Below are 23609 nucleotides of genomic sequence, written 5' to 3'. Positions count from 1 at the left end.
GACTGGTGCGGAAGGGTTATTCCGCGCAGGCCTTGCCGGAGTTGATGCAGTTGACCAGACGGCCCATGATCTTCCGGCTCATCACGTTCGCGAAGTCGTCGTGATCGGACCGCGGGTTGTGCTTTTCCTGGGCGAAGGCGTCCACTTTGTACTGGCCCTTCTGCTGGACGTCCTGCGGGACGTCGTAGACCAGCGTCACCTGCAGCTGCGGCACGTTCTTGAAGCCCTGCGGGCACTTGCCCTGCTGGTTCGCGAACACGATGTGCGTGCGGTGGTTGGCGCTGTCGGTGTTCTTGCCGTCCCAGCAGTTCGGGAAGTTGTGGATCCGCTCGACCTTGCTGCCCTGCGGGCAGATCGGGTAAAGGTCGGTCAGGCGGTCCTCGAACCCGGTGCAGGTCCAGCTGGGCCGGGCGTTGGCCGGGCCGTTGGTGCTCTGCTTGGCGTCACCGTAAAGGATCTTCAGGCCGAGCGGCATCGCGACGACCTTCTGGGCGCCACCGCCGATGAACTTCAGCGTCGCGGACTCCGGCTCGACGATCTCGCCGTCGTTGTCGCCGACCTCTTCGTTCGCGCCCTCGGGGCCGCCCAGCTCTTCGGCCGGCGGCGCGGCGGCGGAGCTGCTCTGGTTGCCGTTCTGGCCACCGTTCTGACCGCCGTTGTTCTTGCCGCCGTTGTTCTGGCCACCGTTCTGGCCGCCACGACGGCGGTCCTGGGCCTGCTGCTGGTCCTGCTGGTTCTGCCCGTCCTGCTGCTGGGCGCTCGCGTCACCGTTGCGGGTCGCGCCGCCACCGGTGTTCTTTTTCTTCTGCTGCTGACCGTTCTGGTCCTGCGCGTTCGGGTCCTGCTGGTCCTGCGCGTTGGGGTCCTGCGCGTCCTGCTGGTCCTGCGCGTTCGGGTCCTGCGCGTCCTGGTTCTGGGCGTCCTGGCCCTGCCCGGCGTCGTCCGCGGCCTGCGCGTCCTTGGCGCTCTGGTCCTGCTGGACGTCGCCGGTCTTGCCCTGCTGGTTCTGCTGGGCCTTCTGGTTCTCGCTCTCGTTGGCCGCGTTGTCCTCGCGGTCGATGCGGATCACGGGCCAGAAGTAGGCCGACTGGTCACCGTTCTTGCAGGTGGTGTCGCCGGCCAGCAGGCTCTTGAGGCTCGAATCGGCGTCGGTGGTCACGTTGCCGACGTAGTCGTGCAGGTGCTGCGCGCCGTTCTTGATCCCGGGCTGGGCGATGAAGTTGTCCGGGTTGTGGTGCGCGCCGTCCGCGTTCGTTCCACAGTCGACGGTGAAGGACCCTTGGGTGCCCTTCTTCTTCAAGGCCGCGTTGACGTTGTTGCCGGCGGGAACCTTGTTGATGTCGATGAAGAACGACGGGTCCGCGGGGTCCGCGCTGGCCTCGCCCGTGCGGCCCGTCGAGACCGCGACGGCGAGTGCGCCGACGGCGATCGCCAGGCCGATCGCGCCCATGGCGATCTTGGTACGGCGGGCGACGCGATGCTTGCCCGTCACGGGGGACCGAGAATTCCGGGCCATAGACTAGTTCACCTCGTTCGTTATTCCGGGCACGCCGAATAGCGCGGCGGCCCGGGCAAGAACTACCGTTGGTTGAGGTCGAGATCGCACGGAACCCGCGGGGAGCTCTGGTTCCGGCTGTCGGGATGCATCGGGGGATGCATTGGGGGATACGGACGTGAGCGCTCCGAGGTTCAAAAGCGACCAGCCCGTTATCTGTTCGTTATCAAGCGAAACGCAACCGCGCGCCATTCATCGAGGTCACCGCGCTGCGGGCCGGAAAAGGAAGTCTGGTCCATGCCTTGAACCACGGCCGGATCACGGCCGTGGTTCAGGCAGGACGTGGTTCAGACAAGACAGAGTGCCGAAGAAGAAAAGTCAGCGCTGCACGACGACGAGGACCGTGCCGTCGTCGCCGCGGACCTCGAAGCGGGCGATCTGGTCCATCGGCAGCGAGATGGAACCCTGCAGCCGCAACGGCTCCGGGGAGCCGGGGATGCCGAAGCCCTTGGGCGGCACCGACCAGCCGGAGACGACGCGGGCGTCACCCGTCGTCGAGATGGCGAACAGCTGGCACTTCAGCGGTCCGACGATGCCACGCAGCTCGAGGTCGACGCGGCTGCCCCACTCCACAGGGGACACCGTCACGACGGCGCTGACCGCGGACCCGCCACTGCCGCTGCCCCGGCCGTAGGTCTGGCCGCTGCCGGCCGGCGCACCGGTGGACGGCGGCGCCGGAATGCTCGTCGCCAGGACGCTCGTCACCGGCGGGGGCTGCTTGGTGCTCGGCGCCGAGAGCGACGCGGGCGGGACGGCGTCGGCCGGGCGGACCGCGAGGGTCACCAGCGGGCCGGCCACGACGAGCGCGGCCGCCGCGGTGCCGGCGATGATGCCGAGCCGCTTGCGGCGGCGGCGCTTGACCGAGGCCTCTTCCATCAGGCCGCGCAGCACGCGGGGCCCGGGCGCGAGGGTGCGCGGGCTGGGCGCCGGCATCGGCGGTTCCGGCCAGCTGCGCTTCACGAGGTCGAGGACGTCCGGCAGCTGGTACAGCTCGATCAGGTCGAGCTGGCAGTGCGGGCAGTTCATGAGGTGGGCTTCGAACTGGGTGCTCTCGGCCTCGCTGAGGACGCCGAGCACGTACGCGGCGACGTCGGTGTGTGCGGACCCGGCCACCCTCAGTTCACCCCCGCTCACGCAGGGCCCGGCGCAGCGCGCGGACGGCGTGGTGGATGCGGGACTTGATGGTGCCCGGGGGCACGCCGAGGGTCGCCGCCACCTCGTTCACGGTCCGATCCCGCAGGTAGGTCTGCTGGATGGCCTCCCGCTGCTCGGGCGAAAGGCCCTGCAGCGCCTCGTAAACGATCATCGCGGCGAGCGTCCGGTCCGACTCGTCGGACACCGTGATCGCGTCGGATTCGATCTCCTCGAGCTCCTGGGGGCGCACGCTCCGGCTGCGCCAGCCGTCGATGACGATGCGGCGCGCGACCGTGAACAACCAGGCGCGCAGCATCTCCGGCTGGCGGTCGAGCTTGTCCGCGTTCCGCCACGCCTTGATCAGGGTCTCCTGCACGACGTCTTCGGCCCACTGCCGGTCGTGGCCGGTCAGGCGGAGCGCGAACGCCATGAGGGACCCGCCGAACTCCTGGTAGAGCGCCTTCGCCAGATCATCATGGGCGTCGTTGGGCTCAACACCCACGACTTCCTGATCTTCGACGGGTCTCAGCGCTCGAGTGTGCCGTCCCACGCGGGACATCCTGGTGGTCCGGACGGCCTACGTCCAGTACCAATATGCAGCGAAACTTTTTTGAACCGTTTCCGAACCGTGTCCGTATCCCCTACCGAAGACCCCCGACAACGCGTTGTCCCCCGCAACGCTCCACATCCACTCCGGACTGTTCGTCCACTGTGGATCTTTCGCGCGCATTTTCGCCTCACCCCAGGCTACTGCGCGTAGTCATGCCCTCCGGAGGAGCAGTGATACGCATTCCCCGTACGGTGGTCCCCGCCGCCGTGTGCCTCACCGCACTCGCCCTGCTCACCGCCTGTACCGCCGGCGCCGCCACCACCTCGGGTGGCTACGCCGCAGGCAGCGGTGCCGGCATGCAGATGCCCGGTATGCAGGCCCCCATGACCCTCGCCATGCCGCAGCCGATCACGGCCAACCCCAACGACCCGATGAAGAGCCAGCTCAGGGGTGCGAAGACCTTCGACCTCGGCCTCATGCTCGTCGACGGGACCGGCTACACGATCTACCGCTACGACCGCGACTCGACCAACCCGCCGCGGTCGAACTGCAACGACGCCTGCGCGACCAAGTGGATCCCCGTCAAGACCGGCGGTCCCGCGCCGATCGACGTCGACCAGTCGCTGATCGGCGAGCTCACCCGCGACGACGGCACCCAGCAGGCCACCCTCGCCGGCTGGCCGCTGTACCACTTCGTCGGTGACAGCGAGCCGGCCGACACGTCCGGTCAGGGCGCCGACCAGGCCTGGTACCCGATCGCGCCCGACGGCAAGAAGATCACGCTGACCCAGGACCAGTGGAGGGAAAATGCTTTCGGCCTCTGAGTTCGCCGGCCCGGAGCTCATCCCTCCGTCCCCGCTCGAACGCTCCCGCCCGCTGGTCCGGATCCTGTTCGTGCTGGTCGCGGTGCTGACGCTGCTCGCGTCGGTGTCCCCGGCCTCGATCGCCCAGACGAGCTCCACCGCCATCTCGCCCGAAGACGCCATCCTGCTGAACAAGGTCCGCCAGGCCGGTCTGTGGGAGATGCCCTCGGGCATGATGGCGATGCAGAAGGGCAGCCCGAAGGTCCAGGCGGTCGGCTTCGCGATCATGATGGACCACGGCCGCCTCGACGTCGCGACCCGCGCGCTGTCGGCGAAGCTCAACTCGCCGGTGCCCGACCAGCCGTCGGACGAGCAGCGCGGCTGGCTCCTCGAAGAGATGAACGCGCCCCCCGGGCCGTCGTTCGACAGCGTCTTCGCCAACCGGCTGCGCTCGGCGCACGGCGCCGTGTTCGCCGTCCTCGCGCAGCTGCGCGCCGGCACCCGCAACGACGACGTGCGCGCGTTCGCGACCGTCGGCAACCAGGCGGTCATGCGGCACATGACGATGCTCGAGAGCACCGGCATGGTCGACTACACGGCGCTTCCCGCGCCGGTCGTCTCCGCCACGTCCGCGCCCGCCGGGCAGCCGCTCGGCCTCGACACGTCCCAGATCGCCGTGGTGGCGGCGTTGTTCCTGCTGGTCGGCGGCGGTCTCTTCTACGTGCTGCGCCAGATCAAGGGCAACCGCGGCCGCGGCCGGGCCACGCGCCGGCCGGCCACGGTGAGAACCGGGGGCACCCATGGTTGAGACCTGGCACGACGCGACGATCTTCCTCACGCAGCAGTTCCAGCCGAAGACCGACCCGGCGGCCCGCGGTCTCGCGGCCTTCGCCGCCCGGGCGTCCTACGCGGCGATGATGCTGACGCTCACCTGGGGTGTGCTCACCGCCACCGGCTGGGTGCGCTCGGTCACCGGCCGCAAGGCACTGCGCAGCTCCCACATGGTGCTCGCCACCGGCACGATCATCTTCGGTGGCATCCACGCGCTGGGCTTCTTCTACCTGACGGTCCAGCCGTACAGCCTGCAGTACCTGTTCCTCCCCTTCCTGTCGGGCCAGGAGACCCGGCACAGCATCGGCATCGTCGGCTTCGAGGTCATGCTGGCCATCGCCCTCACCGCGGGCCTGCAGCGGTTCACCTCCTACCGCCGCTGGCTGTGGCTGCACCGCTGCGCCTACCCGGCCGTCGCGCTGACCGCGCTCCACGCGTGGTTCGGCTCGATCGCCAACGGCCACCTCGCGGTCGTCTGGCTGGGCGGCATCACGCTGCTCGTCCCGGCGGTCACGACGTCGCTGCTGCGGTTCATGCCCGCGCGGACCCTCGAACGCATCGGACTCGTGGAAGAGCAGGTGGCTTGACATGCCCTTCCGTTTGCCCGGTGGCGGGCCCCGGATCAGCGTCGACAACGACCGGTGCGAGCTCTACGGCATCTGCGCCATGGAGGCGCCGGACGTGTTCGACCTCGGCCAGGACGGCCGCCTGCGCTTCCACACGCGGCTGCTGGACGAGACCACGATTGAACAGGCGAAGATGGCGGCCCGCTGCTGCCCGATGCAGGCGGTCGTGATGAGAGGAGAGCTCGATGGCTGACGGCGACCGGATCGTCATCGTCGGCGCGGGTGTCGCCGGGTTGCGCGCCGCGGAACGGCTGCGCGAGCAGAACTTCGACGGCGAGATCGTCCTCATCGGCGACGAAGCGCGGCGGCCCTACCACCGGCCGATGGTCTCCAAGGCACTCGTCATGGGGACCGAACGGCCCAGCGACGTGGGCCTTTCGCACTACCTGCCGGACCTCGACGTCCACTGGCGCCTCGGCGCCCGGGTCACGCACCTCGACACCACCGAGCGGGTCGTGCACCTGCCCGGCGGCGAGTCCCTCTGGTACGACGGCCTGATCGCCGCGACCGGCGTCTACCCGCGGCACCTGCCCGGGACGCCGCGGCACGACCCGCGCGTGCGGATCCTGCGCACGGTCGAGGACTCGATGGCCGTGCGGCGCTGCCTCAACGCCAGCAAGAAGCCGGCCGTCGTGATCGGCGCCGGCCTGATCGGCAACGAGTTCGCCGCGAGCATGCGGCACATCGGCCGGGACGTCACGCTCATCGGGCACGCGAAGGCCCCGCTGCACCGCTTCGGCGACCGCGTCTCGAACGGCGTCGTCGAGGCGCACCACGAGCACCGCGCGAAGCTGTCGATGAAGAGCGAAGTGCGGCACTGGATCAGCACGAAGGACACCGTCGGGCTGCACCTGACGAACAACCAGCTGCTGGTCGCCAGCGTCGTCGTGCTCGCCATCGGCAGCGTCCCGTCGGTCGACTGGATGCGCGGCTCCGGCCTCGACATCAGCGACGGCGTGCTCTGCGACTCGAAGCTGTTCGCCGAGGGCGCGTCCGACGTCGTCATCGCCGGCGACATCGCGCGCTGGCCGAACCTGCGGTTCGACGAGACCCCGCGCCGCGTCGAGCACTGGATCAACGCCGTCGAGTCGGCCCGGCACGCGGCGGACAACCTGCTGATGGGCCAGTCCAGCGCGAAGCCGTTCACCCCGCTCCCCCGCGCCTGGTCGACGCTCTACGACACCCGGCTGCAGATGTGCGGGATGCCTTCGCTGGCCGAGGACACGGTCACGCTGGCCGACGGCATCACCGGCTTCATCCGCGACGGCAGGCTCGTCGGCATCTCCGCGTGGGACAAGCCGCGCGCGATGCTCGACTGGATGGCCGAGCTGGACCGCCGGCTGCCCGCGCCCGAGTACGTGCCGGAGCCGGAGCCCGCTCCCGCCCCCGAGGTGGCCGAGGTCCCGACGGTCGAACCGGCCATCGCGGCACTGGCGGCCGAGGTGCCGGCGGAGTTCGAGAGCGGCTTCGACCAGCAGGCCTTCGAGCGCGAGTTCGAGAGCGAGTTCGCCAACAACATCCCCACGACGGCGTTCCCCGCCCTCGCGGCCCCGCCCACCACGGCGTTCGCCGCACAGCCCGGAGCGGCGCTGCCGACGATGGCCATTCCGATGGGGAGGTAAAAGCCGGGACGTGGCTGCGCGCGGCGGCCATCGTCCCTTGCCGGTCACCACATCCCCTCCGCGGCTGGGCGGTGTGGTGACCGGCCCCCAACGTCCCTCTGCCCGCCTCGCGTCCGGTGACCAGGGCTTTCCGCCCGAAGTCGAAGACCGAGCGTCCGGCGGGCCAGGAGAGGGCCATCCCGAGGGAACCCGACGCCCCCGGGGTGGCCTTCTCCCGGCGCACCGGGCGGGGGTCCGGGGTCGAACGTCACGGCGGTTCCGCCGCCGCGGCGTGCACGTCCGTGACGGCCTTTCCGGCGGAAGGGTATGCCGCCGGAAAGGCCGTCACGGTCGAAAGTCGGGTTCGGGGTTGCACCGGCGAAGGCCGTCTCGGGGGAAACGGGAACCCTCGAGACGGCCTTCACCTCGTCCTGACCCCTTGTGAGACCTTCGATTCGGCCACCACGAGCACGCCGAGCACCAGCACCACGATCCCGACCACCCGCAGCCCGGCGTCCGCGCCCGCGACGAACGCCGTGACGAAGTCGGGCCCGTGGCTCGCCGCGGTCATGACCGTGCCGATGACGGCGACGCCGAGCGCGCTGCCGAACTCGCGGGTGGTGGCCTGCAGCCCGGTGCCGACACCCGCCCGGTCCGGCGGCAGCGAGCCGGCGATCACGCCCGAGAGCGTCGGCAGCGCCAGTGTCACGCCGATCCCGGTCACCACCAGCCAAGCCGCGTAGCCCGCGTACGGCGTCTGCGCGTCGCTCGTGGACAGTCCGAGCAGGCCACCGCCGACGAACGCGAAGGCCAGTGCCACCGTGGTGTCGAGGCCGATCCGCCGCGCCAGCGGGCCGGCGTGGCGGCCGCCGAGGATGATCGGGACGGTCAGCGGGATGATCCCCAGCCCGGTGCCCAGGACCCCGAAACCCTTGGCGTACTGCAGGAACGACGCGTTGACGTAGAACAGCGCGAACATGCCGAAGAAGATCGTCGTCATCCCGAGGCAGGCGCTGCGCAGGCCCGCGATCCGGAACAGCCGCGGGTCCAGCAGCGGGTGCGCCACGCGCAGTTCGACGAACGTCCACGCGGCGAACAGCACGGCGGCGCCGGCGAACCCGGTCACGACGACCGCGCTCCCCCAGCCCGCTTCGGGACCTTGGACGATCCCGACCAGCAGGGCGACCGACGCGCCGACCAGCAGCACCGTGCCCAGCGGGTCCAGCCCGCGGTCGTGGCGCGAGGACACCGGGGCCGTGCGCGCCACCAGGGCAGCGGTCACCAGGGCGAGCGGCACGACGGCGGCGAACAGCCAGCGCCACGAGCCGGCGGTCAGGACCAGCCCGCCGCCGACGTTGCCGAGGACGCCGCCGATGCCGGTCATCGACGCCCAGGTCGCGATGGTCGCGGCCTTCTTCTCCGGCGGGACGGCGTGCAGCAGGACGGCGAGCGAGTTGGGCAGCACGGCGGCGGCCCCGGCCCCGGTGAGCGCGCGGCCGGCGAGCAGCGATACGACGTCCGGGGCCACCGCCGAGAGCAGCGCGCCGGCGGCGAACAGCCCGAGCCCGGCCAGCAGGACGCCCTTGCGGCCGAACCGGTCGCCCGCCGCCCCGCCCGGGATCACCAGGCAGGCGAACACGATGACGTAGGTGTCGACGATCCAGACCAGCGCGGCCGCCGACGGGTGCAGCGCGCTCGCGGCCAGCATCGGGACGGCGAGGTTGACCGCCGCGACCATGCCGACGACGAGCACCACGCAGGCGCACATGAGCGTGAGCAGGCCACTTCGTTTCCCGAGATCCATGCGGCCGACGGTAGGAAACGCCGGGATGTTCGTGCCACGCAACTTCGGCAACCCTGGATTGCATACGATGCAACCATGTCCGACCAGCTCGACCTCAACCTCCTGCGCGTGTTCGACGCGCTGCTGCGGGACGGGAGCGTGACGGCGGCGGCCGAGCGCCTCCACCTGTCCATCCCGGCGACGAGCCGGGCGCTGGGCCGGCTGCGGCGGGCGATGGGCGACCCGATCCTGGTGCGCGCCGGCCGCGCGATGGCGCCGACGCCGTTCGCGCTCCGCACGGCGCCGCGGGTGCGGTCACTGCTGGACGAGGCCGCGTCGCTGGTCAACGTGGACTTCTCGGTCGCCGGCCTCGAGCGGACGTTCACGATCCGGATCAACGACGGCGTGGCGGCGACCCTGGCGTCAGCGGCGGTGGAGGCGACGGCGGCGGCCGCCCCGGGCGTCACGCTGCGCTTCGTCGCGGAGGGCAGCGAAAGCCCGGAGGCGCTGCGAGACGGCTCGATCGACCTCGACATCGGCGTCGGCGACGCCCCGGCGCCGGACATCCGGACCGCGGTGCTGTACCGCGAACAGCTGGTCGGCATCGTCCGGGCCGACAGCCCGCTGGGCCGCGGCCGCCGCCCGACGCCGGCGCAGCTGTGCCGGCACCCGCACGTGTCGGCGTCCCGGCGCGGCCTGGCCCGCGGTCCGCTGGACGAGGCACTGGCCGCGCTCGGCCTGCGCCGGCACGTGGCGGCGGTGGTCCCGACGTCGGCGGTGGCGACGCTGCTGGTGGCGTCGAGCGGCTACGTCGGCATGGTCCCCGGCCGCCTCGCCGAGCAGCACGGCCCGGCGCTGGGCCTGCGCTGGTTCCCGATGCCGGTGGACCTGCCGGAGGTCGACGTCCGGCTGTACTGGCACGCCCGCCTGGACGCGGACCCGGCCCAGCGCTGGCTGCGCGACACGATCCGCGCCGCCCTCCGCTGACCGTGTCGACCCTCCGATCACGCGTGATGCCCCTCCAATCACGCGTGATGCCCCTCGGCGCACGCCCGATGTCGTGCGGAAACGGTCGACACGCGTGATCGGAAGGACGACACGCGTGATTGGAGGGACGACACGAAGCTCTCCGCCGGAGCTGTCCGATGTGGCACGATTCGAGCGTGACCAGCACCGCCACGGCCCAGTACCTGCGCGACCTCGCGCTGCTGCGCCGGGTCCGGGACCGGATCGACCGGGAGTACGCCCAGCCGCTCGACGTCGAAGCGCTCGCGCGCGGGGTCAACATGTCCGGCGGGCACCTCAGCCGGCAGTTCCGCAAGGCCTACGGAGAGTCACCGTACTCGTACCTGATGACGCGGCGGATCGAGCGCGCGATGGCGTTGCTGCGCAAGGGCGAGCTGAGCGTCACCGAGGTCTGCTTCACCGTCGGCTTCTCGTCGCTGGGCACCTTCAGCACGCGGTTCGCCGAGCTGGTCGGCGTGCCGCCGAGCGTCTACCGCGAGGAGCAGGCCGAGGCGACCGCGGGCATGGTGCCGTGCGTGGCCAAACAGGTCACCAGACCGATCAGGAATCGAGAAGCGCGGCCCTCGGCGGCCACCTAGGGTGACCGTCATGGACGTCACCATTCACTCGAGCTTCCTCCCCCACACCGACCCGGAAGCGTCGCTCGCCTTCTACCGCGACCTGTTCGGCTTCGAGGTCCGGATGAACGTCAAGTACGGCGAGCTGAACTGGATCACCGTCGGCCCGCCGAACCAGCCCGACACGGCGATCGTGCTGAGCCCGGTGTCCGCGACGCCCGGCCTCACCGACGACGAACGCCGCATGATCGCCGAGATGATGGCCAAGGGCACCTACGCCTCCATCAACCTCGCCAGCACGGACCTCGACGCGCTCTTCGCGAAGCTCGAAGCGGGCAACGCCGAGGTCGTCCAGGAGCCGGTCGACCAGCCCTACGGCGTCCGCGACTGCTCCTTCCGCGACCCGGCCGGCAACCTCCTGCGCATCCAAGAACTGCGCTGAGGCGGCCCGCATGTGCCTCGGCCTGACCGTCGCCGCCCGCGAGCACTTCCGTGAGCTGACGCGGCTGCGGCGCGTCCGCGATCACATCGACCGCACCCACGCGCGTCCCCTCGACCTCGACGCCCTGGCCCGGCTGGCCGAGCTGCCGGTGCCCCGGTTCGTGCACCGCTTCCGGCTGGCGTACGGGCTTTCCCCGCAGGACTACCACCGCCGCGCCCGCGTCCCCGCCGCAGACCTCGTCCCAGAACCACGCTGACCGCCCCGAACGCTGGAGACCCGATGACCAAGCCCACGAGGAAGTCCGCGCCGCACGTCGCCGACAGCCACGACCTGATCCGCGTCCACGGCGCGCGCGTGAACAACCTCAAGGACGTCAGCGTCGAGCTTCCGAAGCGGCGCCTGACGGTGTTCACCGGCGTCTCCGGCTCCGGCAAGTCGTCCCTGGTGTTCAGCACGATCGCCGCGGAGTCGCAGCGGCTGATCAACGAGACCTACAGCACCTTCGTGCAGGGGTTCATGCCGACGCTGGCCCGGCCGGACGTCGACGTCCTCGACGGGATCACCACCGCGATCATCGTCGACCAGGAGCGGATGGGCGCCAACCCGCACTCCACCGTCGGCACCGCGACCGACGCGAACGCGATGCTGCGCATCCTCTTCAGCCGGCTCGGGCAGCCGCACATCGGCTCGCCGCAGGCGTTCTCGTTCAACGTCGCGTCGATCAGCGGCGCGGGCGCGGTCACCATCGAGAAGGCCGGGCGGCAGATCAAGGAGCGGCGCAGCTTCAGCATCACCGGCGGCATGTGCCCGCGCTGCGAGGGCCGCGGCAAGGTCAACGACATCGACCTGACCGCGCTGTTCGACGAGGACAAGTCGCTCAACGAAGGCGCGATCACGATCCCCGGCTACAGCATGGAGGGCTGGTTCGGCCGCATCTTCCGCGGCTCCGGCTTCTTCGACCCGGACAAGCCGATCAAGAAGTTCACGAAGAAGCAGTTCAACGACCTGGTCTACAAGGAACCGACCAAGATCAAGGTCGAGGGCATCAACCTGACGTTCTCGGGGCTGGTGCCGGCGATCCAGAAGTCGATGCTGTCGAAGGACGTCGACTCGATGCAGCCGCACATCCGCGCGTTCGTCGAGCGAGCGGTCACGTTCACCACGTGCCCGGACTGCGAGGGAACGCGGCTGTCGGCGGAGGCCCGGTCGTCGAAGATCGACGGGATCAGCATCGCCGACGCGTGCGCGATGCAGATCAGCGACCTCGCCGGCTGGGTCGGGAAGCTGGCCGAGCCGTCGGTCGCGCCGCTGCTGGACGCGCTGCGGCGGACCCTCGACTCGTTCGTCGAGATCGGGCTCGGCTACCTCTCGCTCGACCGGCCGTCGGGCACGCTCTCGGGCGGGGAAGCCCAGCGCACCAAGATGATCCGCCACCTCGGGTCGTCGCTCACCGACGTCACCTACGTCTTCGACGAGCCGACGATCGGCCTGCACCCGCACGACATCCAGCGGATGAACGACCTGCTGCTGCAGCTGCGGGACAAGGGCAACACGGTGCTGGTCGTCGAGCACAAGCCGGAGGCGATCGCGATCGCCGACCACGTCGTCGACCTCGGCCCGCACGCCGGTTCGGCCGGCGGCGAGGTCGTGTTCGAGGGCACCGTGGCGGCTCTGCGCAAGAGCAAGACGCTCACCGGGCGGCACCTGGACGACCGCGCGTCGCTGAAGTCGTCGGTGCGGTCGCCGTCGGGCTTCCTCGAGGTGCGCGGCGCGTCGACGCACAACCTCCAGGACGTCGACGTCGACATCCCGCTCGGCGTGCTGACCGTCGTGACCGGGGTGGCGGGCTCGGGCAAGAGCTCGCTGATCCACGGCTCGGTGTCCGGCGGCGAGGGTGTCGTGACCGTCGACCAGACGGGCATCCGCGGCTCGCGCCGGAGCAACCCGGCGACCTACACCGGCTTGCTGGAGCCGATCCGCAAGGCGTTCGCCAAGGCCAACGGCGTCAAGCCGGCGCTGTTCAGCGCGAACTCCGAGGGCGCGTGCCCGAACTGCAACGGCGCCGGCGTCGTCTACACGGACCTGGGGATCATGGCCGGCACCGCCACGCCGTGCGAGGTCTGCGAAGGCAAGCGGTTCATGGCGGAGGTGCTGGACTACAAGTTCGGCGGGCGCGACATCAGCGAAGTGCTCACGATGTCCGTCGCCGAAGCCGAGGAATTCTTCGCCGAAGGCGAGGCGACGCTCCCCGCAGCTCACAAGATCCTCACACACCTGTCCGACGTCGGCCTCGGCTACCTGACGCTCGGCCAGCCGCTCACGACGCTGTCCGGCGGCGAGCGGCAGCGGATCAAGCTGGCGACGCACATGGCGGAGAAGGGCGGGATCTACGTCCTCGACGAGCCGACGGCGGGCCTGCACCTGGCCGACGTCGAGCAGCTGCTGGGCCTCCTCGACCGACTTGTGGACTCGGGCAAATCGGTGATCGTCATCGAACATCACCAGGCCGTCATGGCCCACGCGGACCGGATCATCGACCTCGGCCCGGGCGCGGGCCACGACGGCGGCCGCGTCGTCTTCGAAGGCACCCCCGCTGACCTGGTGAAATCGCGCAAGACGCTCACCGGCGAGCACCTCGCGGAGTACCTCGGCTGATCAAGGAGCCCCTATACCAGATTCGGCGGTGGGGCAGGCCCCCGGAATGTGCCGGGGGTACTCCGGGTTCCGCGACGAACCCCTACCAGGAAGACTGCTGCCGGTGACCACAGAGAACCTCGTGCACACCGGCAGCGACTTCGCCCGGCTGAGCCAACGCATCTCCGCCGCCGGCCTGATGACGCGCCGCCCCGGCTACTACACCGCCCGGTTCGCCGTCGTGGGCGGGCTGTTCGCCGCCGGGTGGGTCGCCTTCGCGCTACTCGGGGACTCGTGGTGGCAGCTGGCCGTCGCCGCGTTCCAGGCCGTCATGTTCGCGCAGATCGCGCTGCTCTCGCACGACCTCGCGCACAAGCAGGTCTTCCGGCGGCGGCGGCCCACCGAGATCGCCGGGATGCTCGTCGGCAACCTCGGCATCGGGATGAGCTACGGCTGGTGGATGGACAAGCACACCCGCCACCACGCCAACCCGAACCACGAGGACCTCGACCCCGACGTCGACCCGGACATCTTCGTGTGGTCCGAGAACCAGGCCCGAAACGCGGGCGGGGTCGCGCGGTTCATCGGGCGGTACCAGGCGTTCCTGTTCTTCCCGATGCTGACGCTCGAAGGGCTCAACCTGCACGTTTCGGGGATCCGCGCGGTGGTCCAGCCGGGCCTGCGCCGCCGCTGGGTGGAAGCGTCGCTGCTGGCCACGCACGTCGTCGTCTACCTCGGTGCGCTGATCACCGTGCTCTCCCCCGGCAAGGCGGTCCTGTTCTTCGTGGTCCACCAGGCGCTCTGGGGCGTCTACATGGGATCGATCTTCGCGCCCAACCACAAGGGCATGCCGACGCTGACCGGGCAGCCCGCGCTCGACTTCCTCCGCAAGCAGGTGCTGACCTCGCGCAACGTCCGCGGCGGCCTCGTCACCGACGTCGCCCTCGGCGGCCTCAACTACCAGATCGAGCACCACCTGTTCCCGAGCATGCCGTCGCGGCACCTGCGGCTGGCCCAGCCGATCGTCGAGGGGTACTGCGCCGAGCTGGGCGTCCCCTACCTGCAGACGAGCCTCGTCGAGTCCTACCGGCAGGCCCTCACCCACCTGCATGAAGCTGGGGCACCTCTCAGGAACCGTTCGTAGACTCGGAGGCATGAGGAAGACGATCGCTGCTCTGCGCGACCTGCCGGCGGCGTTCGGTGCGAAGGCCAGCGGCGCGCGGGCCGAGCGGGTCCGCACGTCGCCGCAGTTCGACGGCAAGGTGTTCCGCAACGCCGCGCCCCGGCTCCCGATGACCGCGGCGTCGATGCGGACCATCTTCCGCGAGATGTTCTTCGGCGAGCACCGCGAGCTGCGCAAGCCCGCCGGGGCGGTCCCGCTGGTCGCTTCGCCGCCGGTCGAGTCGGCCGAGGGACTGCACGTGACGTGGTACGGCCACGCGTCGGCGCTGATCGAGCTGGACGGCGCCCGGGTGCTGCTGGACCCGGTCTGGAGCGACCGGGTGTCGCCCGCGGCGTTCGCGGGCCCGCGGCGGCTGCACGAGCCGCCGGTGGCGCTGTCGGACGTCGGCCGGGTCGACGCGGTGGTGATCTCGCACGACCACTACGACCACCTGGACCTGGCGACGATCCGCGATCTGGTGACGTCGACGTCGGCGCCCTTCCTGGTGCCGCTCGGCGTGGGCGCGCACCTGGAGCGCTGGCACGTCCCGGCGTCGCGGATCATCGAGCTGGACTGGCACGAAGAGGCGACGGTGGCGGGCGTCCGGTTCGTGGCGACGCCGGCCCAGCACTTCTCCGGCCGCGGCATCTCGAACGACAGCACGCTGTGGACGTCGTGGGCCCTGCTGGGGCCGTCGCACCGGGTGTTCTACAGCGGCGACACGGGGTACTTCGACGGTTTCGCTTCGATCGGCGAACAGCACGGCCCGTTCGACGCGGCCCTGATCCAGATCGGCGCGTACGCCCCGCAGTGGTCCGACATCCACATGACGCCGGAGGAAAGCGTCGCGGCGGGCATCGACGTCCGGGCGAAGCTGCTGGTCCCGGTCCACTGGGCGACGTTCCAGCTGGCGATGCACCCGTGGGGCGAGCCCGCGGACCGGGTGTGGCGCGAGGCGAAGGCGGCGGACCTGGCGCTGGCGATCCCCCGCCCGGGCGAGCGCATCGACGTCGACGAGCCGCCGGCGGTCGACGGGTGGTGGCAGGCGCTGTGACCGGCGAGCACGAGCGGTACGCGCGCTACCTGCTCGAGTTCGCCAACGTCACGGAAGCCGACGAGCCGGAGCTGGTCCGCGCGGTGCTCACCGACCCGGACCGGGTGATGGCCGAGTCGGCGGTCGTGTGCCACCTCGACCTGCGCGCGGCGGCCCTCCTGACCGGCCCCGGCTTCCCCGCGTGGGCGGCCCGGATGAGCGAGCTGGTCGGCGACCGGCGGTTCCCGGCCCGGCGGCTGCGCGAGTGGACGTTGCTGCACGCGGTCACCTCGGGCGAGGATTGGCGGGAAAGCGACCTGACGAGCGCGTCCGACTGGCTGCAGCGGCGGGCGTGCGCCGAACCCGCCGTCCCGGCGGCGCTGACGGTCCTGGCCGAGCAGGGCCGCACGCGGCGCGTCCGGGCGGCGGCGCTGCGAGCACGGGAGCGCGTGTGAAGCTGAAGCTGGACCTCCACGACATCTACAACCGCGGCGGGGAGATCGACCGGGCGTTGCGCGCGATCATCGACGAGGCCGTCGCCAAGAAGGCGCCGCTGGTCGAGATCATCCCCGGCAAGGGGTCGGGTCAGCTGAAGAAGCACGTCCTGCGGTTCCTCGAGCGCAAGGACGTCAAGGCGCTCTACCACCGGATCGAGAAGGACAAGGACAACTTCGGCCGGGTGTTCGTGCACTTCCGCTGGAAGTGATCAGAACCGGCTGTCGTGGCGGGCTTCGGCCCAGGCGCGGTCCCACGCCGCCGAGTGGAGGCGGCTCACCGCGAACCGGCCGATGCCGTACAGGCCGGCCAGCGCGCCCGTGATCGCGACCCACAGCAGGATCGCGGCGAACACCCCGTCGGCCGCCGAGGTGGACGGCGAGAGCGGCTCGTTCGTCAGCTCGCCGCGCTGGTCCAGCCACACGGACACGTGCGTGCCCACCGGGCTGCCCGCGTCGGCGAGGACGTCACCGGTGTGGCGGGCGCCGCGCGCGTCGAACCAGGCGGCCTGGACCGTCGTCTGGTCGGCCGGGGCTCCCGCGCCGTCGGTGCTGTAGGTCTGGCTCGGCGCCGCGGCCAGGGAGACGGCCGTCGCCGGGTGGCGGGTCGTGCGTTCCTGCTCGGCGCGGGCGGTCTGCGACGCGTAGGTTTCGGAGCCGAACGCCGCCGCGAACGGCAGCGCCAGGAGTGCGCCCGCGAAGACCAGCACCAGCAGGGCGGCTTCGACGCGGTCGCCGAGTCTGGTCAGCGGGTTGCGGCCGGGGTGCAACCGGCGCCGGAACCGGGCGATCCGTCCGCTGGGCCCACGCATGCGCGACTCACTCCTCCCAGGAAAACGTCATCTCGATAACAGTGTGCGCTCAGGGGCTCGACTTTCTCTCGTGAATGGGATGCGGCCCACCTGTGAACCCGTCCACAACCACCCGGTCGCGCTAACTCGTCGCGATCGCCGACCACAGCGCGTGAGCGATCTGCGGCCCGCAGACGTCGGTGTGGCCGCGCACGAACCGGTCGGCCCGCAGGTTGTGCGGGACACCCGGCTGCCAGCGATAGGTCCCGTCCACCGGCAGGAGCTCCGCCGTGACGGCTTCGGCGGTCCGTTGCGCGCCGTTGGCGCCGATGCCGCCGTAGGGGCTCGACGCGTCGCCGGCGATCCGGGACGCGATGGCGAAGGCGAGCCCGGCCGCGAGGTCGTTGGCGGTGTGCGTGACGAGGATCGGACCGGTGACGACGCGCTCGTCGAGCACGCCGCGGAACGCGCCGGGCCGGCCGTCGTCCCAGTCCGCGGCGAAGCCGTGGTGCGAGAACGCCGCCTGCAGCAGGGTCAGCGTCGCCACCGACCCGGCCGGCCGCGCGTTCGCGGCCGCCGTCACGAGCCGGCCGCCGAAGCTGTGGCCGACGAGGTGGATCCTCGGCCCGTGGAAGCCGGCCAGCAATGGCGCGAGGCCGCGGACGCCGATCTCGCCGGCGCGGGCCTTCATTTCGTAGTAGGCGAGGAAGTCGAGGAGGTGCGCCGCCGCGTCGGTGAAGCCGGTCGCGCCGAGGCGGTCCATGACGGTGCCGCCGGGGAGGGTGAACAGCTGCGCCGAAGCGTCCTCGCGGTCGTCCGCGCCACGGGCGGCCACCGAGAGCAGCGCGGCGGCGAAGGCGGTGCGCGCGGTCGCGCGGACGGTCAGCGCCGGCACCAGGTCGGCCGCGGCGTCGATGGTGAGCCGCTGGCCGGGAACGAGGTCCCGCAGCAGGTCGAGACGCTCGGCGAGGCCGGCATCCGGTTCCAGGCCGGCGAGCTTCCGCGACGGCCACAGCACGCAGGCGAACCCGATCCGCCGATCGGGCCGGCCACCCATCACCGAGCGCATGGACCCGGCGAGAGCGGAGTAGAGCAGCCGCGCGACGAGGTGGTCGTCGTTCCAGCCGTGGCAGAGGACGACGAGATCGGTGACCGCCGGATCGGCCGCGAGCGCGCGCACGGCCGCCCCCCGGTCCCCGACGAGCTCACCCACCCGGTCGAACTCGACCTCGGCGGCGGGGAACCCGCACAACTGCACGGTGGCCTCCTCGGGCGACGACTCCCGGGAAAGTCGCCCGCGGCGGGGTGGCCGTTACGCGAAGCGGGCGGTCCGTCGACGGTTCGGCCACGGTATGCCGGCTGCGAGGACTGCACCGCCGCCTCAAAGCCGGTCGTCCGGGCGCGGCCAGAGCAGCAGCGAGTCCCGGGCCAGCCCGCAAGCCGGCGCCGCCTCAGAGCCAGTCGTCCGGGCGGGGCCAGGGCATCAGCGCCGCCAAGGCGTCCCGGGCCGGCTCCGTGACCGCGTACCGGCCGCGGTGGAACAGCAACGGCCGGGCCTCCGACGGCTCCCCCAACGCCGTCACCCGGCCGATCACCACGTAATGGTCGCCCGCCTCGTGCACCGCCTCCAGCTCGCAGTCGATCCACGTCAACGCGCCGTCGAGCAACGGCGCTCCCGACGGCGACGATGTCCAGCCGACCCGGGCGAACTTGTCCTCGCCTCGGGCGCCGAACACCGCGCTGATCTCCTGCTGGTGCTCGGCCAGCACGTTGACCGCGAACCGGCCCGCCGCCGCCAGCACCGGCCACGTCCGCGATGTCCGGGCCGGGCAGAACAACACCAGCGGCGGGTCGAGCGAGAGCGCCGCGAACGACTGGCACGCGAACCCGGCCAGTGTGTCGCCGTCGCGGCCGGTCACCACCGTGACGCCCGTGCAGAAGTGCCCGAGCACACTGCGGAACGCGGTCTGGTCGACCGCCACCGAGGTCATGACCCCGGGGGCCGCGCCCCGACCGAGAAGTCGTGGCCCCACAGGGAAACCGCGGTGCTCTCGCGGGCGATCCAGTTCTCGTCGTCGACCTGACGGCCCTCGCAGCCGAACTCGACGTCGAAGCCGCCGGGGGTCTTCATGTAGAACGACAGCATCAGGTCGTTGACGTGCCGGCCGAGCGTCGCCGACATCGGGACCTTGCGCCGGATCGCGCGGTCGAGGCACAGCCCGACGTCGTCGGTGCTCTCCACCTCGACCATCAGGTGCACGATCCCGCTCGGCGTCGGCATCGGCAGGAACGCCAGGCTGTGGTGCCGCGGGTTGCAGCCGAAGAACCGCAGCCACGCGGGCGGGCCGTCGGCGGGCCGGCCGACCATCTGCGGCGGCAGGCGCATCGAGTCGCGCAGCCGGAAGCCCAGGACGTCGCGGTAGAACCGCAGCGACGCCTCGTCGTCCTTTGTGGACAAAACCACATGACCCAGGCCCTGCTCGCCGGTGACGAACTTGTGGCCGTACGGGCTCACCACCCGCCGGTGCTGCAGCGCGACGCCGTGGAAGACCTCCTGGGTGTTGCCGGACGGGTCGTCGAAGCTGATCAGTTCGTCGACGCGCCGGTCGGCCAGCTCCTCGGGCGTGCCCTCCTTGTACGGCACCGACGCACTGTCCAAACGCGACCGCAGCTCGGCCAGCTCGCCCGCGTGCGCGACCTCCCAGCCGGTGACGGCCAGGCGGTCCGCCGAACCGGGCGACACGACCAGGCGCGCCGGAAAGTCGTCCATGCGCAGGTAAAGCGACTCCGGGTCGCCGCCCTTGCCTTCGACCATGCCGAGCACCTTGAGCCCGTACTCGCGCCACGCGGCCATGTCGGTGGCTTCGATGCGGAGGTAGCCCAGTGACCGGATGCCCATCAGGAACTCCCGAGGAAGTCGAGGGCCAGCCGGTTGAACTCGTCGAACTTCTCCAGCTGGGCCCAGTGCCCGCAGCCGCCGAACACGTGCAGCTGCGCGCGCGGAATCGTCTTCAAGGCCACCAAAGCGCCGTCCAGGGGATTGACGCGGTCCTCGCGGCCCCAGATCAGGAGGACGCGCTGGCGCAGCCGGTGGGCTTCGCGCCAGAGCATACCTTCCTCGTACGTGTCGGGTCGCGCGAACGACATGCCCATCGCGCGCATCGCGGCGAGCGACTCGGGCATGTTCGCCGCGGCGAACCGGTCGTCGACCAGCTCGTCGGTGATCAGCCCCTGGTCGTGGACCATGATGCGCAGGAACGCCTCCATGCGCTCGCGCGACGGCTTGGCCGCGAACCGGCCGAGGTTCTTGACGCCCTCGGTCGGGTCGGGCGCGAAGAGGTTGACGCTCAGCCCGCCCGGCCCCATCAGCACCAGCCGGCCGGCGCGCTTGCCGTGGTTCAGCGCGAGCCGGACCGCGGCGCCGCCACCGAGCGAGTTGCCGATGAAGTGCGCGGTTTCGATGCCGAGCGCGTCCATCAGACCCACGACGGCGTCGGCGCTGTGGCGGAAGTACTGCGGGTGCTCGGTCGGCTTGTCCGAACGGCCGAACCCGGGCTGGTCGACGGCGATCGTCCGGTAGTGCTTGGCGAACTCCGGCAGGTTGCGCCCGAAGTTGCTCCACGCCGACGCGCCGGGCCCGCCGCCGTGCAGCAGGATCACCGTCTCGGCGTGTTCCGCACCGGCCTCGTGGTAGTGCAGTTTCAGCGAGCCGGCCTGGACGTACTTGCCTTCGGGAGCGGCCATCAGTACATCGCGTTCTCGACGGGCAGCCCGAAGGCGCCGGTGCCGAACATGACGTACGCGCGTTCGGCGTCGTTGGCCGCGTGGACGCGGCCGGCGTGCGCGTCGCGCCAGAAGCGCTGGATCGGCGTGCCCCGCTGGATCGCGCGGCCGCCGGAGTTCTCGAAGAGCCGGTCGATCGCGCTGATCGCGCGTTCGGTGCCGCGCACCTGGTCACGCCGGACGCGCAGCCGCAGGTCCACGGGCAGCCGCTCTTCGCGCTTGGCCATCTCGTAGAGCTCGTCGATGTTGCGGGTCAGCTGCAGCCACGCGGCGTCGATCTCGCTGGCCGCCTCGGCGATCCGCACCTTGGCGAACGGGTCCTCTTTGGACTGTTCACCGGCGTACGCGGCCCGCACCCGCTTGCCCTGGTGCTCCACGTGCGCGTCGTAGGCGCCCTGCGCCATGCCGATGATCGGCGCGGTGATCGTGCTCGGGTGCACCGAACCGTAGGGCAGCCGGTACAGCGGCCCGGGGTTGACGGCCTGGCCGGGCACCTTGCACTTCGACGTCGCGATGAAGCTCAGCGCGCGGTGCCGAGGGATGAAGACGTCCTCGACGACGATGTCGTTCGACCCGGTGCCGCGCAGGCCGATCGTGTCCCAGACGTCCACGATGGAGTAGTCGGCGATCGGCAGCAGGTAGGTGCAGAAGTCGACCGGCTTGCCGTCCTTGAACGCCGGTCCGCCGAGCAGCACCCACGTGCAGTGGTCGCTGCCGGAGGAGAAGCTCCACCGGCCGGTCAGCCGGTAGCCGCCCTCGACGACCTCGGCCTTGCCCATCGGGGCGTAGGACGACGAGATCCGCACGTCCTGGTCCTCGCCCCAGACCTCCTGCTGCGCCTGCGCGTCGAACAGCGCCACGTGCCACGGGTGGACGCCGAGGATGGAGGCGACCCAGCCGGTGGACCCGCACGCGCTCGCGATCAGCTTGACCGCGGTGTAGAAGCTCACCGGGTCGGTTTCGAGGCCGCCGTGCGACTTCGGCTGCAGCATCTTGAAGAACCCGGTCTCCTGCAGGGCCTTGACGGACTCCTCGGGGACGCACCGCGCGTCCTCGGTGTCCTGGGCCCGTTCCCGCAGGACCGGCAGGAGGTCCCGGACCCCGGCGATCACCTGCTCACTCATGCGCAGTCCTCTCTCGGTTCCACTTCCGAGAAGACTAGAACACGTTCTCGTTTTTGTCGAGAACACCCTGCGCCAGGGCACTGTTGATCCCTGCCCTGCGGCCGGAAAACACGCAGTCGGCCAGGGACAGCCCGCTCACGTACGACCTGGAACAGATTCCCACCGCGGTGCGCCCGGCCGCGTACAGCCCGGCGATCGGCTCCCCCGCCGCGTTCCGCACCGCGCCGGTGTCCTCGTCGACGACCAGGCCGCCGAGGGTGAGCATCGGCGTCGGGTACCCCAGGTTGGGCCGCACGGAGATGTCGATGAGCGAGAACGGCGGGTGCTCCAGCCGGCGCGCGAACTCGGCGGGCTTGCCCATCGGGTCCTCGGCGCCGTGGTAGGCCTCGACGCTCGCGCGCAGCCCCTGGGGGTCGACGCCGGCCTTGCGCGCCGCCTCCTCGACCGTCGCACCGGTGACGCGGCCGCGTCGCAGCAGATAGCGCAGCTGAAGCCCCTGGAACCACTGGCTTTGCGCTTTCGTGTCCCGCCGGGCCGCCGCCACGATCGGCGCGTCGACGAGGAGCCAGCCCTTGCTCCCGTGGCCCTCGATGAGCTTTTCGCCGACCGCGGCGCCGTACCGGGACTCGTCGATGACCCGCCGGCCGCCGGCGTCGACGATGACCCCGCCGAGGAACGCGCTGGGTGGCGTGATGAAGCGCCACGCGGAGATCCGGCCGAGCTCCCCCGTCGCGGCCCCGGCCTCGACGCCGAGCCGGATGCCCGAGCCGTCGTCGGCGGACGTGCCGAGCGGCAGCCCACCGCGGTAGGCCGGCGCGTGCTCGCGGACCAGCTCCCGGTTGGCGATGAACCCGCCCGCGGCGAGCACGACCCCGCGCCGGGCGGTGATCCGCAGCTCACGGGCGTGCGCGCGCTCCAGCCGTTCAACGCGGCGGTGCAGCGACTTGCGTAGCGACGGCACGTAGATGCCGGGCTTCGCGGAGTACTGCGAGAGCCGCCGATGCCGCGCGCGCACCCCCGCGGGCGCGTCCCGCAGCGTGTCGACGACGAGCCCGGTGACGCGGCCGTCCTCCTGGATCAGGGACCGCGCGTTCGTCTGGGTCAGCACCCGGATCTCGCGCTTGCGCACGGCTTCCGCGAGCCGCGTCATCAGCATCTTCCCCGAGGTCCCGGGCCCCTTGACGCGGTGACCGCGCGGGGCGGGCTTCGCCGCGTCCCGGAAACCGCCCGCGGCTTCGCTGCCGGAGTAGTACAGGTAGTGCGCGTCGCTCGGGTACGACGTCTTGTAGGGGCACAGGCTGCCTTCGAACGGCACGCCGTTGCCCTCCAGCCAGGTGATCATCTCGCGGCTGCCTTCGCAGAAGCGCCGCAGGGTCTGCTCGGAGACGACGTCCCCGGCTTCGAGCCGCAGGTAGGCGTACATCGCGTCGACGGAGTCGTCGACGCCCGCGTCGAGCTGCTGGGCGGTGCCGCCGCCCGCGTAGACCACGCCCCCGCTGACCGCGCTCGCGCCGCCGCCGGAGAACCGTTCGACGAGAATGACGTCGGCGCCAGCGTCGGCCGCTTCGAGGGCGGCGCAGGCGCCGGCCGCGCCGAACCCGACAATGATGACGTCCGCGACGAGTGCGTCCATGGGCACCACCCTAGAACTGGAACACGTTCTCGTCTATGGTGAGCGAA

At 71.1% G+C, this 23609-nt stretch carries 25 protein-coding genes; 14 read left to right on the top strand and 11 right to left on the bottom strand.

Annotated elements, in window-relative coordinates:
- Nucleotides 1-16: 16 nt before the first annotated feature.
- The 3 genes from ACZ7OU_RS19950 to ACZ7OU_RS19940 form a co-directional block, all read right to left on the bottom strand.
- The gene (locus tag ACZ7OU_RS19950) at nt 17-1516 is read right to left on the bottom strand and encodes a DUF1996 domain-containing protein (RefSeq protein WP_470256182.1); all 1500 of its coding nucleotides are present in this window, start codon (nt 1514-1516) and stop codon (nt 17-19) included.
- A gap of 357 nt (nt 1517-1873) precedes the next feature.
- Complete coding sequence (locus ACZ7OU_RS19945) at nt 1874-2668, bottom strand: zf-HC2 domain-containing protein (protein WP_470238580.1); 795 nt, start codon at nt 2666-2668, stop codon at nt 1874-1876.
- Between the two features lie 7 nt (nt 2669-2675).
- Entirely contained in the window at nt 2676-3239 is a 564-nt protein-coding gene (locus ACZ7OU_RS19940) for a sigma-70 family RNA polymerase sigma factor (protein WP_470238581.1), read from the bottom strand.
- Between the two features lie 251 nt (nt 3240-3490).
- On the opposite strand from ACZ7OU_RS19940, the gene ACZ7OU_RS19935 reads away from it, so the two are divergent.
- Genes ACZ7OU_RS19935 through ACZ7OU_RS19915 form a run of 5 tightly spaced genes read left to right on the top strand, consistent with a single transcriptional unit; the run spans nt 3491 to nt 7121 of the window.
- Nucleotides 3491-4063, top strand: coding sequence for a hypothetical protein (locus ACZ7OU_RS19935; protein WP_470256181.1), 573 nt, complete (start codon nt 3491-3493; stop codon nt 4061-4063).
- Nucleotides 4047-4850: a DUF4142 domain-containing protein gene (locus ACZ7OU_RS19930; protein WP_470238583.1), complete on the top strand. Its 804-nt coding sequence runs from the start codon at nt 4047-4049 to the stop codon at nt 4848-4850. The genes ACZ7OU_RS19935 and ACZ7OU_RS19930 overlap by 17 nt, the downstream gene beginning before the upstream one ends.
- Nucleotides 4843-5460 carry a ferric reductase-like transmembrane domain-containing protein gene (locus ACZ7OU_RS19925; protein WP_360679319.1) on the top strand — a complete coding sequence of 206 codons (618 nt, stop codon included), beginning with the start codon at nt 4843-4845 and terminating at the stop codon, nt 5458-5460. Before ACZ7OU_RS19930 ends, ACZ7OU_RS19925 begins: the two co-directional genes overlap by 8 nt.
- Nucleotide 5461: 1 nt before the next feature.
- A complete protein-coding gene (locus ACZ7OU_RS19920; RefSeq protein WP_086675010.1) occupies nt 5462-5692 on the top strand; it encodes a ferredoxin in 231 nt (76 codons plus the stop codon).
- On the top strand, nt 5685-7121 hold the full coding sequence (locus tag ACZ7OU_RS19915; protein WP_470256180.1) for an NAD(P)/FAD-dependent oxidoreductase: 1437 nt from the start codon (nt 5685-5687) through the stop codon (nt 7119-7121). The genes ACZ7OU_RS19920 and ACZ7OU_RS19915 overlap by 8 nt, the downstream gene beginning before the upstream one ends.
- Nucleotides 7122-7521: 400 nt before the next feature.
- Here ACZ7OU_RS19915 and ACZ7OU_RS19910 read toward each other — a convergent pair whose 3' ends face one another.
- On the bottom strand, nt 7522-8868 hold the full coding sequence (locus ACZ7OU_RS19910) for an MFS transporter (protein WP_470257628.1): 1347 nt from the start codon (nt 8866-8868) through the stop codon (nt 7522-7524).
- 111 nt (nt 8869-8979) lie between these two features.
- Between ACZ7OU_RS19910 and ACZ7OU_RS19905 the strand changes: the two genes are divergently transcribed.
- The 9 genes from ACZ7OU_RS19905 (at nt 8980) to ACZ7OU_RS19865 (ending at nt 16443) form a co-directional block, all read left to right on the top strand.
- Nucleotides 8980-9870: a LysR family transcriptional regulator gene (locus tag ACZ7OU_RS19905; RefSeq protein ID WP_470256179.1), complete on the top strand. Its 891-nt coding sequence runs from the start codon at nt 8980-8982 to the stop codon at nt 9868-9870.
- A 158-nt stretch (nt 9871-10028) separates the two neighbouring features.
- Nucleotides 10029-10487 (top strand): helix-turn-helix transcriptional regulator, encoded by a 459-nt coding sequence (locus tag ACZ7OU_RS19900; protein WP_470238586.1) that lies wholly within the window; start codon nt 10029-10031, stop codon nt 10485-10487.
- A 10-nt stretch (nt 10488-10497) separates the two neighbouring features.
- Nucleotides 10498-10908, top strand: coding sequence for a VOC family protein (locus tag ACZ7OU_RS19895; protein ID WP_470256178.1), 411 nt, complete (start codon nt 10498-10500; stop codon nt 10906-10908).
- Nucleotides 10909-10918: 10 nt separating this feature from the next.
- Nucleotides 10919-11164, top strand: a complete 246-nt coding sequence (locus ACZ7OU_RS19890) for an AraC family transcriptional regulator (protein ID WP_470256177.1) — start codon at nt 10919-10921, stop codon at nt 11162-11164.
- 23 nt (nt 11165-11187) lie between these two features.
- Nucleotides 11188-13563 (top strand): ATP-binding cassette domain-containing protein, encoded by a 2376-nt coding sequence (locus ACZ7OU_RS19885; protein ID WP_470256176.1) that lies wholly within the window; start codon nt 11188-11190, stop codon nt 13561-13563.
- A 46-nt stretch (nt 13564-13609) separates the two neighbouring features.
- Nucleotides 13610-14686, top strand: coding sequence for a fatty acid desaturase family protein (locus tag ACZ7OU_RS19880; protein WP_470257627.1), 1077 nt, complete (start codon nt 13610-13612; stop codon nt 14684-14686).
- A gap of 10 nt (nt 14687-14696) precedes the next feature.
- Nucleotides 14697-15758: an MBL fold metallo-hydrolase gene (locus ACZ7OU_RS19875; RefSeq protein WP_470256175.1), complete on the top strand. Its 1062-nt coding sequence runs from the start codon at nt 14697-14699 to the stop codon at nt 15756-15758.
- A complete protein-coding gene (locus tag ACZ7OU_RS19870; RefSeq protein WP_470256174.1) occupies nt 15755-16192 on the top strand; it encodes a hypothetical protein in 438 nt (145 codons plus the stop codon). Before ACZ7OU_RS19875 ends, ACZ7OU_RS19870 begins: the two co-directional genes overlap by 4 nt.
- Complete coding sequence (locus ACZ7OU_RS19865) at nt 16189-16443, top strand: Smr/MutS family protein (protein ID WP_364276168.1); 255 nt, start codon at nt 16189-16191, stop codon at nt 16441-16443. Before ACZ7OU_RS19870 ends, ACZ7OU_RS19865 begins: the two co-directional genes overlap by 4 nt.
- Here the strand turns inward: ACZ7OU_RS19865 and ACZ7OU_RS19860 are convergent, their stop codons facing one another.
- The 7 genes from ACZ7OU_RS19860 to ACZ7OU_RS19830 all read right to left on the bottom strand — a co-directional run bounded on the left by ACZ7OU_RS19860 (nt 16444) and on the right by ACZ7OU_RS19830 (nt 23562).
- Nucleotides 16444-17043 (bottom strand): Rv1733c family protein, encoded by a 600-nt coding sequence (locus ACZ7OU_RS19860; protein WP_470238593.1) that lies wholly within the window; start codon nt 17041-17043, stop codon nt 16444-16446.
- Between the two features lie 121 nt (nt 17044-17164).
- Complete coding sequence (locus ACZ7OU_RS19855; RefSeq protein ID WP_470256173.1) at nt 17165-18280, bottom strand: alpha/beta fold hydrolase; 1116 nt, start codon at nt 18278-18280, stop codon at nt 17165-17167.
- Between the two features lie 193 nt (nt 18281-18473).
- The gene (gene hsaB, locus ACZ7OU_RS19850) at nt 18474-19013 is read right to left on the bottom strand and encodes a 3-hydroxy-9,10-secoandrosta-1,3,5(10)-triene-9,17-dione monooxygenase reductase subunit (protein WP_470256172.1); all 540 of its coding nucleotides are present in this window, start codon (nt 19011-19013) and stop codon (nt 18474-18476) included.
- Nucleotides 19010-19921: an iron-dependent extradiol dioxygenase HsaC gene (hsaC, locus tag ACZ7OU_RS19845; protein ID WP_470256171.1), complete on the bottom strand. Its 912-nt coding sequence runs from the start codon at nt 19919-19921 to the stop codon at nt 19010-19012. Before hsaC ends, hsaB begins: the two co-directional genes overlap by 4 nt.
- Nucleotides 19921-20766, bottom strand: a complete 846-nt coding sequence (gene hsaD / locus ACZ7OU_RS19840; protein WP_470256170.1) for a 4,5:9,10-diseco-3-hydroxy-5,9,17-trioxoandrosta-1(10),2-diene-4-oate hydrolase — start codon at nt 20764-20766, stop codon at nt 19921-19923. The genes hsaC and hsaD overlap by 1 nt, the downstream gene beginning before the upstream one ends.
- Entirely contained in the window at nt 20766-21929 is a 1164-nt protein-coding gene (gene hsaA, locus ACZ7OU_RS19835) for a 3-hydroxy-9,10-secoandrosta-1,3,5(10)-triene-9,17-dione monooxygenase oxygenase subunit (RefSeq protein WP_470238598.1), read from the bottom strand. The genes hsaD and hsaA overlap by 1 nt, the downstream gene beginning before the upstream one ends.
- 34 nt (nt 21930-21963) lie before the next feature.
- Nucleotides 21964-23562, bottom strand: a complete 1599-nt coding sequence (locus ACZ7OU_RS19830) for an FAD-binding protein (protein WP_470238599.1) — start codon at nt 23560-23562, stop codon at nt 21964-21966.
- Nucleotides 23563-23609: the final 47 nt, after the last annotated feature.

This window comes from Amycolatopsis sp. NPDC114505, from assembly GCF_055633615.1.
The sequence above is the reverse complement of the archived record's forward strand: the minus strand, read 5'-3'. Positions and strand labels throughout refer to the sequence as shown.